Below are 14,969 nucleotides of genomic sequence, written 5' to 3'. Positions count from 1 at the left end.
ATCTGAGCTTCTGTGCATCGCTTCTCTCTATAGGATGGCGCATTCTTGGGGGATTCCAAGGGCGGGATCAAAAGCATTCGCCAGGTTTTCAGAATGCGGGTTCCGTTTTTTCCGGCCTTGTGATATAAAATGCGCCGCTTTCCGGGGTACCCTGAAAAGCTTAAATCCACACACGTGTCGACACGATGACCTGGGTGCCTTCAGCTGATGCTGCTGGTTGGTCATTGGGATACGTGGAGGCCAAACCCGACTTATTAAGGAACTATCATGTCCCAAGTCAACATGCGCGATATGCTGAAGGCCGGTGTGCACTTCGGTCACCAAACCCGTTACTGGAATCCGAAAATGGGTAAGTACATTTTCGGCGCGCGTAACAAGATTCACATCATCAACCTTGAAAAAACCCTGCCAATGTTCAACGAAGCTCTGACTTTCGTAGAGCGTCTGGCCCAGGGCAAAAACAAGATTCTGTTCGTCGGCACCAAGCGTTCCGCTGGCAAGATCGTTGCTGAAGAAGCAGCACGTTGCGGTTCGCCGTACGTCGATCACCGCTGGTTGGGCGGCATGCTGACCAACTTCAAAACCATCCGTGCTTCCATCAAGCGTCTGCGTGACCTTGAAGTGCAAGCTGAAGACGGTACTTTCGCCAAGCTGACCAAGAAAGAAGCGCTGATGCGCACTCGCGATCTTGAGAAGCTGGATCGTTCCCTGGGTGGTATCAAGGACATGGGCGGTCTGCCAGACGCTCTGTTCGTTATCGACGTTGATCACGAGCGCATCGCGATCACCGAAGCCAACAAGCTGGGCATCCCGGTTATCGGCGTAGTCGATACCAACAGCAGCCCGGAAGGCGTTGACTACATCATCCCAGGCAACGATGACGCAATCCGCGCTATCCAGCTGTACATGGGTTCGATGGCTGACGCTGTTATCCGTGGTCGCAACAATGTTGCTGGCGGCACTGTAGAATTCGCAGCTGAAGAAACTCAGGCTGCAGCTGAGTAATTGACGCCCTGGCGTTGACTCAGTAAGCAAAAAGGGGGCTTGGCCCCCTTTTTGCCACCTCGAAAACCATTTGTCGGCGCCCACTGCTTTATCTGTAACGTGCGGCAGCTAACAAGGGTGGTTCGGGAAGAATTGATCGCCCGTTCGATCGGGTGGAATGGTTGAAAACCTATCCAAGAGGAATTTGAAAATGGCAGAGATTACTGCAGCGTTGGTCAAAGAACTGCGCGAGCGTACCGGCGAAGGCATGATGGACTGCAAAAAGGCCTTGACCAAGGCTGGCGGCGACATCGAAAAAGCCATTGATGACATGCGCGCTTCGGGCGCCATCAAGGCTGCCAAGAAAGCCGGCAACGTTGCCGCTGAAGGCGCAATCGCTCTCAAGGAAGACGGTAAATCCGCCGTTCTGCTGGAAGTGAACTCGCAGACCGACTTCCTGGCTCTGCAGGACGACTTCAAGGCATTTGTTGCTGCCAGCATTGAAAAAGCGTTCGCTGACAAACTGACCGATGCTGCTCCGCTGATCGAAGCGCGTGAAGCTGATCGTCTGGTTCTGGTTGGCAAGGTTGGCGAAAACGTCAACATTCGTCGCCTGGCTCGCGTTGAAGGCGATGTTGTTGGTGGCTACCTGCACGGCAACAAGATTGGTGTTGCGGTTGTTCTCAAGGGCGGCGACGTTGAGCTGGCCAAAGACATCGCTATGCACGTAGCGGCTACCAACCCTGAATTCCTGCTGCCGTCGGAAGTTTCCGCTGAAGCGATCGAGCGCGAGAAAGGCGTGTTCCTGACCCTCAACGCTGACAAGATTGCCGGCAAGCCAGAAAACATCGTTGAAAACATGGTCAAAGGCCGTATCAGCAAGTTCCTGGCTGAAGCGAGCCTGGTTGAGCAGGCGTTCGTCAAGAACCCTGAAATCAAGGTCGGCGACCTGGCCAAGAAAGCCGGTGCTGAAATCGTTTCTTTCACCTACTTCAAAGTAGGCGAAGGCATCGAGAAGCCAGTAGACAACTTCGCAGAAGAAGTTGCTGCCCAGCTGGCTGCCAGCAAGCAATAAGACGGTTTTTTAACTGTCGCCCTGAAGAGGCTGCCCGCTTACGCGCGCAGCCTCTTTTCAGATGGGGTTGCCAATTTTATTTGGTTTCCTTTTGGAACTGGCTTACAAAGCCATGTTCCGATGGCGCTGAAGCAGCGCCAAGCTAGAGTGAACGCCAGCTGTAAACAGCTCGCAAAGAATTTTTAAAATACGCCGCAGGAGAGATTCGCAATGGCTCAGCAGGGCAGTGGTTATCAGGCTCGCTATAAACGCATTCTACTCAAGCTTAGCGGCGAGGCCCTGATGGGCTCGGAAGAGTTCGGGATCGATCCGAAAGTTCTGGATCGCATGGCACTGGAAGTTGGCCAACTGGTTGGCATCGGTGTTCAGGTCGGTCTGGTGATCGGCGGGGGTAACCTGTTCCGTGGCGCAGCGCTCAGCGCCGCCGGCATGGATCGGGTCACTGGCGACCACATGGGCATGCTGGCCACTGTGATGAACGCCCTGGCGATGCGCGATGCGCTGGAACGTGCCAATATCTCGGCCATCGTGATGTCGGCCATTTCCATGGTTGGCGTGACCGATCACTATGATCGCCGCAAAGCCATGCGCCACCTGAACTCCAAGGAAGTCGTGATTTTCGCGGCCGGTACTGGCAATCCGTTCTTTACAACGGACTCGGCTGCCTGCCTGCGCGCAATCGAAATCGATGCCGATGTGGTGCTCAAGGCAACGAAGGTTGATGGCGTCTACACCGCTGACCCGTTCAAAGACCCGCATGCCGAGAAGTTCGATCATCTGACCTACGATGAAGTGCTGGATCGCAAGCTGGGTGTGATGGATCTGACGGCCATTTGCCTGTGCCGCGACCACAAGATGCCGCTGCGCGTGTTTAATATGAACAAACCCGGTGCCCTGTTGAATATCGTACATGGCGGCGCTGAAGGAACCCTGATCGAGGAAGTTCAACAATGATCAACGAAATCAAGAAAGACGCTAAAGAGCGCATGCAGAAATCCGTAGAATCGCTGGCGCACAACTTCGGGCGTATCCGTACCGGCCAGGCGCACCCAAGCATTCTGGAAGGCGTGATGGTTCCGTACTACGGCGCCGACACTCCGATCAAGCAAGTGGCGAACATCACCGTTAAAGACGCCCGTACCCTGCAAGTCGTTGCCTTCGAGCGCAACATGCTGGGCGCGGTCGACAAGGCTATCGGTAGCGCTGGCCTGAATCTCAACCCGACCAACCTGGGTGAGTTGCTGCTGATCTCCATGCCGGCCCTGACCGAAGAAACCCGCCGGGGCTTCACCAAGCAGGCTCGTGATGTCGCTGAGGATGCCCGTGTTGCCGTGCGCAACATCCGTCGCGATGCAAACAGCTCGCTGAAGGACCTGGTCAAGGAAAAGGAAATCAGCGAAGACGAAGAGCGTCGTGCCACTGGCGAGATCGACGATCTGACCAAGAAATTCGTGGCTGAAATCGACGCTAAGTTGGCGGAGAAAGAAAAAGACCTGATGGCCGTATAAGGGTCGAGTTTTAAATGGACAAGACCAAGCAGACTGCGCCGTCCGCGGTGCCGCGCCATGTCGCGATCATCATGGATGGTAATAATCGTTGGGCGAAAAAACGCTTTATGCCGGGTGTCGCCGGGCATAAAGCGGGTGTGGATGCTGTTCGTGCGGTCATCGAGGTGTGTGCGGAGTCCGGGGTTGAGGTATTGACCCTGTTTGCGTTCTCCAGTGAGAACTGGCAACGCCCGGCCGATGAGGTCAGTGCCTTGATGGATCTGTTCTTCAGGGCGCTGCGTCGCGAGGCCAAGCGCCTGAACGACAACAACATCAGTTTGCGCATCATCGGCGACCGTTCGCGTTTTCATCCAGAGCTTCAAGCTGCCATGCGTGAAGCCGAGGCTATGACTGCCGGCGTCAATCGCTTTATCCTGCAGATCGCCGCCAACTACGGTGGTCAGTGGGACATCGCGCAAGCTGCGCAACGTCTGGCGCGCGAAGTTCAGGCCGGGCATCTGCGCCCTGAAGACATCACTCCCGAGCTGTTGCAAACCTGTCTGGCGACCGGCGATCTGCCGTTGCCGGACTTGTGCATCCGTACCGGTGGCGAGCATCGCATCAGTAACTTCCTGCTGTGGCAACTGGCTTACGCCGAGTTGTACTTCTCCGACCTGTTCTGGCCGGACTTCAAACACGACGCCATGCGCAAGGCGCTGGCTGATTTCGCTTCTCGCCAGCGTCGCTTCGGTAAAACGAGCGAGCAGGTCGAGTCTGGAGCCCGGGTTTAATGCTTAAACAACGAATCATCACGGCACTGATTCTGCTGCCGATTGCCCTGTGCGGGTTTTTCCTGCTTGAAGGGTCCGGTTTTGCGCTGTTTATCGGGCTGGTGGTGACGCTGGGGGCATGGGAATGGGCGCGCCTGGCAGGTTTTGCTGGCCAGGCGATCCGTGTTGCTTTTGCAGCTGTGGTCGCGTTGATGCTGTTTGTCATGCATATCCTGCCGGGGCTCGCGCCTTGGGTGCTGGGCGCCTCGGTGCTCTGGTGGGGCGTGGCCACCTATCTGGTGCTGACTTATCCACGGTCCAGCGAACACTGGGCCAGCGCTGCGTGCAAGCTGGCGATCGGTTTGTTGATTCTGTTGCCGGCCTGGCAAGGTCTGATCCTGATCAAGCAGGAACCCTTGGGCAACTGGCTGATCATGGCCGTGATGGTGTTGGTCTGGGGCGCCGATATCGGTGCGTACTTTTCCGGTCGAGCCTTCGGCAAGCGCAAGCTGGCACCACAGGTCAGTCCTGGCAAGAGCTGGGAGGGCGTGTACGGCGGCTTGCTGCTGAGCCTGGTGATCACGGCAATCGTCGGTTTTGCGCGGGACTGGAGTTTCGCTCAGATGCTGATGGGCCTGTTCGGTGCTGCGATCATTGTGTTCATTTCGGTGGTGGGTGACCTCACCGAAAGCATGTTCAAGCGCCAGTCGGGGATCAAGGACAGCAGTAATCTGCTGCCAGGGCACGGCGGTGTGCTGGACCGCATCGACAGTCTGACAGCGGCGATTCCGGTGTTCGCCGTGCTGCTGTGGATGGCGGCATCGTGAGTCGCCCACAACAGATTACCGTGCTGGGGGCGACCGGCTCGATTGGTCTGAGCACTCTGGACGTCATCGCCCGTCACCCCGAACGCTATCAGGTATTCGCCTTGAGCGGTTTCACTCGTTTGAGTGAGCTGCTGGCGCTGTGCGTGCGTCATACGCCGCGTTTCGCGGTCGTGCCGGAATCTGGTGCTGCCCGAGGCTTGCAGGACGAATTGCATGCGGCTGGCCTGTCGACCCGTGTTCTGGTGGGAGAGGAGGGCTTGTGTCAGATCGCCTCGGATCCAGAAGTCGATGCGGTAATGGCGGCGATCGTCGGGGCGGCGGGTTTGCGTCCGACCCTGGCGGCGGTCGAGGCCGGCAAAAAGATTCTTTTGGCCAATAAAGAAGCGCTGGTGATGTCCGGTGCGCTGTTCATGCAGGCCGTGCGTAAAAGCGGTTCGGTACTGCTGCCGATCGACAGCGAGCACAACGCGATTTTCCAGTGCATGCCGCAGGACTTCTCTCGTGGTTTGGGCGCGGTCGGTGTACGCCGGATTCTACTGACAGCCTCTGGTGGCCCGTTCCGGCAGACGCCCCTGGCCGAACTGGCGCATGTTACCCCCGAGCAAGCGTGTGCTCACCCGAATTGGTCCATGGGGCGCAAGATTTCGGTGGATTCGGCCAGCATGATGAACAAAGGGCTCGAGCTGATCGAGGCCTGCTGGCTGTTCGACGCTACGCCCTCTCAGGTCGAAGTGGTGATTCACCCGCAAAGCGTGATTCATTCGCTGGTCGACTATGTCGATGGTTCGGTGCTGGCGCAGCTGGGTAATCCGGATATGCGCACACCAATTGCCAATGCCCTGGCGTGGCCGGAGCGGATCGACTCGGGCGTTGCGCCGTTGGATCTGTTCGCCATCGCTCGCCTGGATTTCCAGGCACCCGATGAAGAGCGCTTCCCTTGCCTGCGCCTTGCGCGTCAAGCCGCCGAGGCAGGTAACAGCGCGCCGGCCATGCTCAATGCCGCGAATGAAGTGGCTGTGGCGGCCTTTCTCGACGGACGGGTTCGCTATCTGGAAATCGCGAGTATTATCGAGGAAGTATTGAACCTCGAGCCTGTGGTTGCGGTTGATGATCTCGAGGCAGTGTTTACGGCCGATGCGAAAGCACGGGTACTGGCCGGGCAATGGTTGAGTCGTCACGGCCGATAAGTGCTGCAATACGTTGGCCCATGCAGCACCGATAGGATTGCGGAGAAAGTAGATGAGCGCGCTCTATATGATTGTCGGCACCCTGGTAGCGCTGGGCGTGCTGGTCACCTTCCACGAATTCGGCCATTTCTGGGTCGCACGTCGCTGTGGGGTCAAAGTGCTGCGTTTCTCCGTGGGCTTCGGCATGCCGCTGCTGCGCTGGCACGACAGCAAAGGCACTGAATTCGTGGTTGCCGCCATCCCGCTGGGTGGCTACGTGAAAATGCTCGACGAGCGCGAAGGTGAGGTGCCGGCCGATCAGCTCGATCACGCCTTCAATCGCAAGTCCGTCCGTCAGCGCGTTGCTATCGTGGCAGCCGGTCCGATTGCCAACTTTCTATTGGCGATGGTGTTTTTCTGGGCATTGGCAATGCTGGGCAGCGAGCAGGTGCGCCCGGTTATCGGCGCGGTCGAATCCGGCAGTATCGCCTCCAGGGCAGGTTTGAGTCCGGGGCAGGAAATTATTGCCATCGATGGCGAGCCCACTTCCGGCTGGGCTGCGGTGAACCTGCAACTGGTCCGCCGCCTGGGCGAGAGCGGTTCCCTGCAAGTGCTGGTCCGCGAACAGGGCTCCACCGTGGATTCGCCTCGTGAGCTGGTGCTGGACAAGTGGCTCAAGGGGGCTAACGAGCCGGATCCTATTCACTCGCTGGGTATTCGCCCCTGGCGTCCGGCATTGCCGCCGGTGCTGGCCGAAATTGATCCGAAAGGGCCGGCGAAGGCTGCGGGTTTGAAGGCTGGAGACCGCCTGTTGACCTTTGATGGCAAGGCACTGGATGACTGGCAGCAAGTAGTCGACATCGTCCGTTTGCATCCGGATACCAAAATCATGCTGCGCGTTGAGCGCGACGGTGCTCAAATCGACGTCCCTGTGACGCTGGCCGCGCGCGGCGAGAGCAAGGCACCCACTGGCTATCTGGGCGCAGGGGTGAAAGCGGTCGATTGGCCACCAGAGATGATTCGCGAAGTCAGTTACGGTCCGGTGGCCGCGATTGGGGAGGGTGCCCGACGCACCTGGACCATGAGCGTACTGACCCTCGACTCGCTCAAGAAAATGTTGTTCGGCGAGCTCTCGGTAAAAAACTTGAGTGGACCGATAACCATTGCTAAAGTGGCGGGCGCTTCTGCCCAGTCGGGCATCGCTGATTTCCTGAATTTCCTTGCTTATCTGAGTATTAGCCTGGGTGTTCTGAATTTGCTGCCCATTCCTGTACTGGATGGGGGGCATTTGTTGTTTTATCTGATCGAGTGGGCGCGTGGTCGTCCCTTGTCGGATCGGGTGCAAGGTTGGGGGATACAGATCGGTATCAGTTTGGTGGTCGGGGTGATGTTGCTTGCTCTGGTCAATGATCTGGGTCGACTGTAACGCTTCGCTGAATTGCGAATCTGCCGCATTTTGCGGCAGTTTTTATTGCCAGTTGGAATAAGAAAGGACTTCATGAAACGTCTGCTGCTAACTGCGGTTCTCACCGTATTGATGATCGCCGAAGTTCACGCCGAGTCCTTCACTATCTCTGATATTCGCGTCAATGGCCTCCAGCGGGTCTCCGCGGGTAGTGTCTTTGGTGCCTTGCCGTTGAACGTCGGCGAGCAGGCGGATGATCGTCGCCTGGTGGAATCCACTCGTGCGCTGTTCAAAACCGGGTTCTTTCAAGATATCCAGCTGGGCCGTGAAGGCAACGTCCTGGTCATTACTGTAGTCGAGCGTCCGTCGGTCGCCAGTATCGAGATCGAAGGCAACAAGGCGATCTCCACTGAAGACCTGATGAAGGGCCTCAAACAGTCCGGTCTGGCCGAAGGCGAGATCTTCCAGCGCGCGACCCTCGAAGGTGTGCGTAACGAGCTGCAGCGTCAATACGTCGCTCAGGGCCGCTACTCGGCTACCGTCGACACCGAAGTGGTGCCGCAGCCGCGTAACCGCGTTGCCCTGAAGGTCAACATCAACGAAGGTACCGTAGCGGCGATCCAGCACATCAACGTGGTGGGCAACACTGTCTTTCCTGATGAAGACCTGATCGACCTGTTCGAACTCAAGACCAGCAACTGGCTGTCGTTCTTCAAGAACGATGACAAGTACGCTCGTGAAAAGCTCTCCGGTGACCTGGAGCGTCTGCGTTCCTATTACCTGGACCGTGGCTATATCAATATGGATATCGCTTCGACCCAGGTGTCCATCACCCCGGACAAGAAACACGTCTATATCACCGTCAACGTCAACGAAGGCGAGAAGTACACCGTTCGTGACGTGAAACTCAGCGGCGACCTGAAAGTGCCTGAAGACCAGGTCAAGTCCCTGCTGCTGGTTCAGAAAGGCCAGGTGTTCTCGCGCAAGCTGATGACCACCACCTCCGAACTGATTACCCGCCGCCTGGGTAACGAGGGTTACACCTTCGCTAACGTCAACGGCGTGCCTCAGCCTCACGATGAAGACCACACGGTCGATATCACATTCGCTGTCGATCCGGGCAAGCGTGCTTACGTGAACCGCATCAACTTCCGTGGCAACACCAAGTCCGAAGACGAAGTGCTGCGCCGTGAAATGCGTCAGATGGAAGGCGGCTGGGCTTCGACCTACCTGATCGACCAATCCAAGACCCGCCTGGAACGTCTGGGCTTCTTCAAGGAAGTCAACGTCGAGACGCCGGCCGTGCCGGGTGTCGATGATCAGGTTGACGTGAACTACAGCGTTGAAGAGCAGGCTTCCGGTTCGATTACCGCCAGCGTTGGTTTCGCCCAGAGCGCCGGTCTGATCCTTGGTGGTTCGATCACTCAGAACAACTTCCTGGGTACCGGTAACAAGGTCAGCATCGGCTTGACTCGCAGTCAGTATCAAAGCCGTTATAACTTCGGTTATGTCGACCCCTACTGGACAGCTGACGGTGTGAGCCTGGGTTACAACGCTTTCTATCGTACGACCGACTACAAAGACCTCGATGTCAACGTAGCCAGCTACGCCGTAGACAGCCTGGGCGCAGGTGTCAACGTTGGTTATCCGATCAGCGAGACTTCGCGTCTGACGTTTGGTTTGTCTGCACAACAAGACAAGATCAAGACGGGTCTTTACACCGTCGACGAAATCTTCGACTTCGTTAACAAGGAAGGTGATCAGTACCTCAACTTCAAGGCATCGGCCGGTTGGTCTGAATCCACCTTGAACAAAGGGGTACTGGCGACCCGTGGTCACTCCCAGAGCTTGACTGCGGAAGCCACGACACCGGGCAGCGACTTGTCGTTCTTCAAGCTCGATTATCGCGGTCAATTGTTCCAGCCGTTGTCTGAAAACTACACCATGCGCCTCCACACCGAGCTGGGCTATGGCGATGGTTATGGTTCGACCGACGGCTTGCCGTTCTATGAAAACTATTACGCCGGTGGTTTCAACTCGGTTCGTGGCTTCAAGGACAGCACCCTGGGGCCTCGTAGTACGCCGAGCCGGGGCGTGAACCCGGGCACCGCAACCGACCCGGACCAGGATCCACTGCCGTTTGGTGGTAACGTCCTGATTCAGGGTGGTGTAGAAGTTCTATTCCCTATGCCGTTCGTGAAAGATCAGCGTTCCTTGCGCACTTCGGTATTCTGGGACGTGGGTAATGTGTTCGATTCGACTTGCAAGCAGAGCACCAACGCCGATGGTTCCAAGTCCAACACTCAGTGTAACGACGTCAGCCTGAGCAACATGGCCAGTTCGGTGGGTGTCGGTGTGACATGGGTTACCGCCCTTGGTCCGTTGAGCTTCGCCTTGGCGATGCCAGTCAAAAAACCGGACAGCAATGCCGAGACTCAAGTGTTCCAATTCTCCCTCGGCCAGACGTTCTAAGCGTCTGACCCAAGATAATGACAATGGATTTTGTAGGAGTGCATCGTGCGTAAGTTGACTCAATTGGTTCTCCTGGCGACCGTGCTGGTTGCAGGTCCGGCTTTTGCCGACATGAAAATCGCCGTTCTGAACTATCAGATGGCACTGCTGGAATCCGATGCGGCGAAGAAATACGCCGTGGATGCCGAGAAAAAATTCGGCCCGCAACTGACCAAGCTCAAGAGCCTGGAAAGCAGCGCCAAGGGTATCCAGGACCGTCTGATGGCCGGTGGCGACAAGATGCAGCAAGGCGAGCGTGAACGTCTGGAGCTCGAGTTCAAGCAAAAGGCCCGTGATTTCCAGTTCCAGTCCAAGGAGCTGAACGAAGCCAAAGCCGTTGCCGACCGTGAAATGCTGAAGCAGCTCAAGCCGAAACTGGACAGCGCTGTGGAAGAAGTCATCAAGAAAGGTGCTTATGACCTGGTCTTCGAGCGTGGCGCAGTGATTGATGTCAAGCCTCAGTACGACATCACTCGCCAGGTTATCGAGCGCATGAATCAGCTGAAGTAACCCATGACAGCGACTATAAAGCTCGGCCAGTTGGCCGAGTTCCTCGGCGCCACCTTACGTGGCGACCCGGAGAAAGAAATTACTGGGCTGGCCACTTTGCAAGAGGCTGGCCCAGCTCAGTTGAGCTTTCTGGCAAATCCTCAATACCGTAAATACCTGGCTGACAGTCAGGCCGCAGCCGTGCTGCTGAAGGCCGCTGACGCTGAAGGTTTTGTCGGTGATGCGCTGGTGGTGGCTGATCCATATCTGTCTTATGCGCGCATTTCCCACCTGTTCGATCCCAAGCCCAAGGCGCCGGCCGGTATTCATCCGACAGCGGTAGTGGCAGCGGATGCGGTGGTCGATCCGGCGGCGAGCATCGGTGCCTTTGCGGTCATCGAAAGTGCAGCGCGCATTGGCGCCGGTGTGACCGTTGGTGCGCATTGCTTCATCGGTGCACGCTGCGAAATTGGCGAGGGCGGCTGGTTGGCCCCGCGCGTCACGCTGTATCACGACGTGCGCATCGGCAAACGGGTGGTGATTCAATCCGGTGCCGTGCTCGGTGGTGAAGGCTTCGGTTTTGCCAACGAGAAAGGTATCTGGCAGAAAATTGCCCAGATCGGCGGCGTCTCGATCGGAGACGACGTGGAAATAGGCGTAAATACCGCTATCGATCGTGGCGCGCTGGCCGATACCGTCATTGGTAATGGTGTGAAGCTCGACAATCAGATTCAGATTGCCCACAACGTCCAGGTCGGTGACCACACGGCCATGGCCGCGTGCGTGGGAATTTCCGGCAGCACCAAAATCGGCAAGCATTGCATGCTCGCCGGTGGCGTAGGGCTGGTGGGGCATATCGACATTTGCGACAACGTTTTCCTGACCGGGATGACCATGGTGACCCACTCGATTACCGAGCCGGGCTCCTATTCTTCCGGTACGGCGATGCAACCGGCAGCCGAATGGCGCAAAAGCGCGGCACGTATCCGTCAGCTCGATGACATCGCGCGACGTCTGCGACAGCTGGAAAAGCGTGTAGGGGACGTGACCCCTGACGGTAATGCTTCATCAGATGGCTGATACCATTTCCATATCAAGTGTGCACAGCCGCTAGACTGCCTCCCTTGATTTGCTAGAGGAGTGCGCGTCAGTCGCGCGCTCCCAATCTTTACATAGGCTTCCCCCCGAAATGATGGACATCAACGAGATTCGCGAATACCTGCCTCACCGTTACCCGTTCCTGCTGGTGGACCGGGTCGTGGATCTGGATGTGGAAGGCAAGCGCATTCGCGCCTACAAGAATGTCAGCATCAACGAACCGTTCTTCAATGGTCACTTCCCTGCGCATCCAATCATGCCGGGTGTACTGATCATCGAAGCGATGGCTCAGGCTGCCGGGATCCTTGGTTTCAAAATGCTCGACGTGAAACCGGCCGATGGCACGCTTTACTACTTCGTCGGCTCCGACAAACTGCGCTTCCGTCAGCCGGTGCTGCCGGGCGATCAATTGATCCTTGAAGCCAAGTTCATCAGCTGCAAGCGTCAGATCTGGAAGTTCGAATGCCAGGCTTCGGTCGATGGCAAGCCAGTCTGCTCCGCTGAAATCATCTGTGCGGAACGCAAACTATGAGTTTGATTGACCCTCGCGCAATCATCGATCCGACGGCCATCCTGGCCGACGACGTCGAAGTCGGCCCTTGGTCGATTGTCGGCGCAGGTGTGGAAATCGGCGAGGGGACAGTGATCGGGCCGCATGTGATTCTCAAGGGCCCGACCCGAATCGGTAAGCACAACCGCATCTACCAGTTTTCTTCGGTAGGTGAGGACACGCCCGATCTGAAATACAAGGGCGAGGAAACCCGTCTGGTCATCGGTGACCACAACGTCATCCGTGAAGGCGTGACGATTCACCGCGGGACCATTCAGGACCGTTCGGAAACGACCCTGGGCGATCACAATCTGATCATGGCCTATGCCCACATCGGTCACGACAGCGTTATCGGCAATCATTGCATCCTGGTCAACAACACCGCGTTGGCAGGGCATGTGCACGTTGAAGACTGGGCGATCCTGTCCGGCTTCACCCTGGTTCACCAGTATTGCCACATTGGCGCCCACAGCTTTTCCGGCATGGGCACTGCCATTGGCAAAGACGTTCCTGCGTACGTCACGGTATTCGGCAACCCCGCTGAAGCTCGCAGCATGAACTTCGAAGGTATGCGCCGTCGCGGCTTCAGCGAAGAGGCGATCCACGCGCTGCGTCGTGCCTACAAGGTGGTTTACCGCCAGGGCCTGACAGTCGAGCAAGCGCTCGCCGAGCTGGCCGAACCCTCGCTGCAGTTCCCGGAAGTCGCGGTGTTCCGTGATTCCATCCAGTCTTCGACCCGCGGCATCACCCGCTAATCATGGCCAATCTGCGTATTGCGCTGGTGGCGGGTGAAGCTTCCGGTGACATTCTGGGTGCGGGTCTCATGCGTGCGCTCAAGGCACAGCATCCGGCGGTCGAGTTCATTGGTGTCGGCGGTCCGCTGATGCAGGCCGAAGGCCTGACCTCGTATTTCCCGATGGAACGCCTTTCTGTCATGGGGCTGGTGGAAGTGCTGGGCCGTTTGCGCGAGCTGTTGGCCCGTCGCAAGAAACTGGTTGCGGACCTGATCGCCGCGAAGCCGGACGTGTTCATCGGTATCGATGCCCCGGACTTCAACCTCAATATCGAACTCAAGCTGCGTCAGGCCGGGATCAAGACCGTGCATTACGTCAGCCCGTCGGTCTGGGCCTGGCGACAGAAGCGGGTGCTGAAGATTCGCGAAGGTTGCGACCTGATGCTGACGCTGTTCCCGTTCGAAGCTAAATTTTATGAAGAGAAGGGCGTGCCGGTACGGTTTGTCGGGCATTCCCTGGCCGATGCGATCCCGCTTGAGGCCGATCGCACCGCCGCGCGGGCCGAACTCGGTTTGCCGGAAGGGCCGTTGGTTGCCCTGATGCCGGGTAGTCGTGGCGGTGAAGTCGGGCGCCTCGGTGCGTTGTTCCTCGACACCGCCCAGCGCCTGCGGGCCATGCGTCCGGGCGTGCGATTCGTCATGCCGTGCGCCAGTCCGGAGCGTCGGGCCCAGTTGGAAGAGTTGCTGGCTGGTCGCGATCTGCCGCTGACCTTGCTCGACGGCAAATCCCATCTGGCGCTGGCGGCGTGCGACGCGGTGTTGATCGCTTCGGGCACCGCGACCCTGGAAGCATTGCTGTACAAGCGGCCGATGGTGGTCGCTTATCGCCTGGCACCGCTGACGTTCTGGATTCTCAAACGGATGGTGAAGAGTCCCTACGTCTCGTTGCCGAATTTGCTGGCCCAGCGCCTGCTGGTGCCAGAGTTGTTGCAGGACGATGCGACAGTCGAAGCCCTGGCCCAGACTCTGTCGCCGCTGATCGAAGGTGGCGAGGAGCAGACCCGAGGCTTTGACGAAATCCACCGAACCCTGCGACTGGACGCCTCCAATCAGGCAGCGGACGCGGTACTGAACCTGATTGGCAGAGCATAATGAGCAAAGCAAGCAAGCAGCTGGGCCTGGATTTTATGCTGGTCGATGAAGTTGAAGATCTGGTGGCAGGTGTCGATGAAGTCGGTCGCGGCCCGCTGTGCGGTGCCGTGGTGACCGCCGCGGTGATCCTTGATCCGAGCCGGCCGATTCTCGGCCTCAACGATTCGAAGAAACTCACCGAAGCCCGCCGCGAAAAACTCTACGACGAAATCTGCGAAAAAGCCCTGAGCTGGTGCATTGCTCGCGCCGAAGTCGAAGAAATTGACGAGTTGAACATCCTTCATGCCACCATGCTGGCCATGCAGCGCGCGGTCGAGGGCCTGCACATTCAGCCGAAGCTGGCGATGATCGACGGCAACCGTTGCCCGAAACTCTCGATGCGCGCCGAAGCGGTGGTGCAAGGCGACAGCAAAGTGCCGGCCATCGCTGCGGCGTCAATTCTGGCCAAGGTCAGCCGTGATCGTGAAATGGCGGCGTTCGAACTGATTTACCCGGGTTACGGCATCGGTGGCCACAAAGGCTACCCGACGCCCGTTCATCTGGAGGCGCTGACGCGTCTGGGGCCGACACCGATTCACCGCCGCTCGTTCGCCCCGGTACGCCTGGCGTATGAAGCGCGGGAAAACCTGATCGAGGGTTAGTCGCAGGCTGATGTTTTACTCAAGGCCCGGTACAATCCGGGCCTTGTTGTCTTCACGTTTCTAGTTTCTAGACAGGATCAC

The 14,969-nt window shown here is 57.7% G+C and carries 15 protein-coding genes; all 15 read left to right on the top strand.

The window, feature by feature from the left end:
* Positions 1 to 267 precede the first annotated feature (267 nt).
* The 15 genes from rpsB (at position 268) to rnhB (ending at position 14,888) form a co-directional block, all read left to right on the top strand.
* A complete protein-coding gene (gene rpsB, locus PGR6_RS23000) occupies positions 268 to 1,005 on the top strand; it encodes a 30S ribosomal protein S2 (RefSeq protein ID WP_008052780.1) in 738 nt (245 codons plus the stop codon).
* A gap of 190 nt (positions 1,006 to 1,195) precedes the next feature.
* Positions 1,196 to 2,059, top strand: a complete 864-nt coding sequence (gene tsf, locus PGR6_RS22995) for a translation elongation factor Ts (protein WP_018927018.1) — start codon at positions 1,196 to 1,198, stop codon at positions 2,057 to 2,059.
* A 210-nt stretch (positions 2,060 to 2,269) separates the two neighbouring features.
* A complete protein-coding gene (gene pyrH, locus PGR6_RS22990; protein ID WP_003198235.1) occupies positions 2,270 to 3,013 on the top strand; it encodes a UMP kinase in 744 nt (247 codons plus the stop codon).
* The gene (gene frr / locus PGR6_RS22985) at positions 3,010 to 3,567 is read left to right on the top strand and encodes a ribosome recycling factor (RefSeq protein WP_007940501.1); all 558 of its coding nucleotides are present in this window, start codon (positions 3,010 to 3,012) and stop codon (positions 3,565 to 3,567) included. Before pyrH ends, frr begins: the two co-directional genes overlap by 4 nt.
* Before the next feature lie 14 nt (positions 3,568 to 3,581).
* Positions 3,582 to 4,337 carry a polyprenyl diphosphate synthase gene (uppS, locus tag PGR6_RS22980; protein ID WP_064620052.1) on the top strand — a complete coding sequence of 252 codons (756 nt, stop codon included), beginning with the start codon at positions 3,582 to 3,584 and terminating at the stop codon, positions 4,335 to 4,337.
* Positions 4,337 to 5,143 (top strand): phosphatidate cytidylyltransferase, encoded by an 807-nt coding sequence (locus PGR6_RS22975; protein ID WP_018927016.1) that lies wholly within the window; start codon positions 4,337 to 4,339, stop codon positions 5,141 to 5,143. The genes uppS and PGR6_RS22975 overlap by 1 nt, the downstream gene beginning before the upstream one ends.
* Positions 5,140 to 6,330 (top strand): 1-deoxy-D-xylulose-5-phosphate reductoisomerase, encoded by a 1,191-nt coding sequence (ispC, locus tag PGR6_RS22970; RefSeq protein WP_018927015.1) that lies wholly within the window; start codon positions 5,140 to 5,142, stop codon positions 6,328 to 6,330. Before PGR6_RS22975 ends, ispC begins: the two co-directional genes overlap by 4 nt.
* Positions 6,331 to 6,382: 52 nt before the next feature.
* Positions 6,383 to 7,735 (top strand): sigma E protease regulator RseP, encoded by a 1,353-nt coding sequence (rseP, locus tag PGR6_RS22965; protein WP_064620049.1) that lies wholly within the window; start codon positions 6,383 to 6,385, stop codon positions 7,733 to 7,735.
* Between the two features lie 72 nt (positions 7,736 to 7,807).
* A complete protein-coding gene (bamA, locus tag PGR6_RS22960) occupies positions 7,808 to 10,186 on the top strand; it encodes an outer membrane protein assembly factor BamA (RefSeq protein WP_018927013.1) in 2,379 nt (792 codons plus the stop codon).
* A 45-nt stretch (positions 10,187 to 10,231) separates the two neighbouring features.
* Positions 10,232 to 10,735, top strand: a complete 504-nt coding sequence (locus PGR6_RS22955; protein ID WP_007940508.1) for an OmpH family outer membrane protein — start codon at positions 10,232 to 10,234, stop codon at positions 10,733 to 10,735.
* 3 nt (positions 10,736 to 10,738) lie between these two features.
* A complete protein-coding gene (lpxD, locus tag PGR6_RS22950) occupies positions 10,739 to 11,794 on the top strand; it encodes a UDP-3-O-(3-hydroxymyristoyl)glucosamine N-acyltransferase (RefSeq protein WP_018927012.1) in 1,056 nt (351 codons plus the stop codon).
* A gap of 109 nt (positions 11,795 to 11,903) precedes the next feature.
* Positions 11,904 to 12,344, top strand: a complete 441-nt coding sequence (gene fabZ / locus PGR6_RS22945; protein WP_007940511.1) for a 3-hydroxyacyl-ACP dehydratase FabZ — start codon at positions 11,904 to 11,906, stop codon at positions 12,342 to 12,344.
* On the top strand, positions 12,341 to 13,117 hold the full coding sequence (gene lpxA, locus PGR6_RS22940) for an acyl-ACP--UDP-N-acetylglucosamine O-acyltransferase (RefSeq protein WP_018927011.1): 777 nt from the start codon (positions 12,341 to 12,343) through the stop codon (positions 13,115 to 13,117). Before fabZ ends, lpxA begins: the two co-directional genes overlap by 4 nt.
* A gap of 2 nt (positions 13,118 to 13,119) precedes the next feature.
* Positions 13,120 to 14,247 carry a lipid-A-disaccharide synthase gene (gene lpxB, locus PGR6_RS22935; RefSeq protein ID WP_064620046.1) on the top strand — a complete coding sequence of 376 codons (1,128 nt, stop codon included), beginning with the start codon at positions 13,120 to 13,122 and terminating at the stop codon, positions 14,245 to 14,247.
* Positions 14,247 to 14,888 carry a ribonuclease HII gene (rnhB, locus tag PGR6_RS22930; RefSeq protein WP_018927009.1) on the top strand — a complete coding sequence of 214 codons (642 nt, stop codon included), beginning with the start codon at positions 14,247 to 14,249 and terminating at the stop codon, positions 14,886 to 14,888. The genes lpxB and rnhB overlap by 1 nt, the downstream gene beginning before the upstream one ends.
* Positions 14,889 to 14,969: the final 81 nt, after the last annotated feature.

It is taken from the genome of Pseudomonas sp. GR 6-02 (genome assembly GCF_001655615.1).
Taxonomy (GTDB): domain Bacteria; phylum Pseudomonadota; class Gammaproteobacteria; order Pseudomonadales; family Pseudomonadaceae; genus Aquipseudomonas.
The sequence above is the reverse complement of the archived record's forward strand: the minus strand, read 5'-3'. Positions and strand labels throughout refer to the sequence as shown.

What these genes read in the sequence shown, in the direction of transcription:
- rpsB (WP_008052780.1), top strand. Translation starts at nt 268, where the DNA reads ATGTCCCAAGTCAACATGCGCGATATGCTGAAGGCCGGTGTGCACTTC.
- lpxA (WP_018927011.1), top strand. Translation starts at nt 12,341, where the DNA reads ATGAGTTTGATTGACCCTCGCGCAATCATCGATCCGACGGCCATCCTG.
- uppS (WP_064620052.1), top strand. Translation starts at nt 3,582, where the DNA reads ATGGACAAGACCAAGCAGACTGCGCCGTCCGCGGTGCCGCGCCATGTC.
- pyrH (WP_003198235.1), top strand. Translation starts at nt 2,270, where the DNA reads ATGGCTCAGCAGGGCAGTGGTTATCAGGCTCGCTATAAACGCATTCTA.
- fabZ (WP_007940511.1), top strand. Translation starts at nt 11,904, where the DNA reads ATGATGGACATCAACGAGATTCGCGAATACCTGCCTCACCGTTACCCG.
- frr (WP_007940501.1), top strand. Translation starts at nt 3,010, where the DNA reads ATGATCAACGAAATCAAGAAAGACGCTAAAGAGCGCATGCAGAAATCC.
- bamA (WP_018927013.1), top strand. Translation starts at nt 7,808, where the DNA reads ATGAAACGTCTGCTGCTAACTGCGGTTCTCACCGTATTGATGATCGCC.
- lpxB (WP_064620046.1), top strand. Translation starts at nt 13,120, where the DNA reads ATGGCCAATCTGCGTATTGCGCTGGTGGCGGGTGAAGCTTCCGGTGAC.
- rnhB (WP_018927009.1), top strand. Translation starts at nt 14,247, where the DNA reads ATGAGCAAAGCAAGCAAGCAGCTGGGCCTGGATTTTATGCTGGTCGAT.
- PGR6_RS22975 (WP_018927016.1), top strand. Translation starts at nt 4,337, where the DNA reads ATGCTTAAACAACGAATCATCACGGCACTGATTCTGCTGCCGATTGCC.
- lpxD (WP_018927012.1), top strand. Translation starts at nt 10,739, where the DNA reads ATGACAGCGACTATAAAGCTCGGCCAGTTGGCCGAGTTCCTCGGCGCC.
- tsf (WP_018927018.1), top strand. Translation starts at nt 1,196, where the DNA reads ATGGCAGAGATTACTGCAGCGTTGGTCAAAGAACTGCGCGAGCGTACC.
- rseP (WP_064620049.1), top strand. Translation starts at nt 6,383, where the DNA reads ATGAGCGCGCTCTATATGATTGTCGGCACCCTGGTAGCGCTGGGCGTG.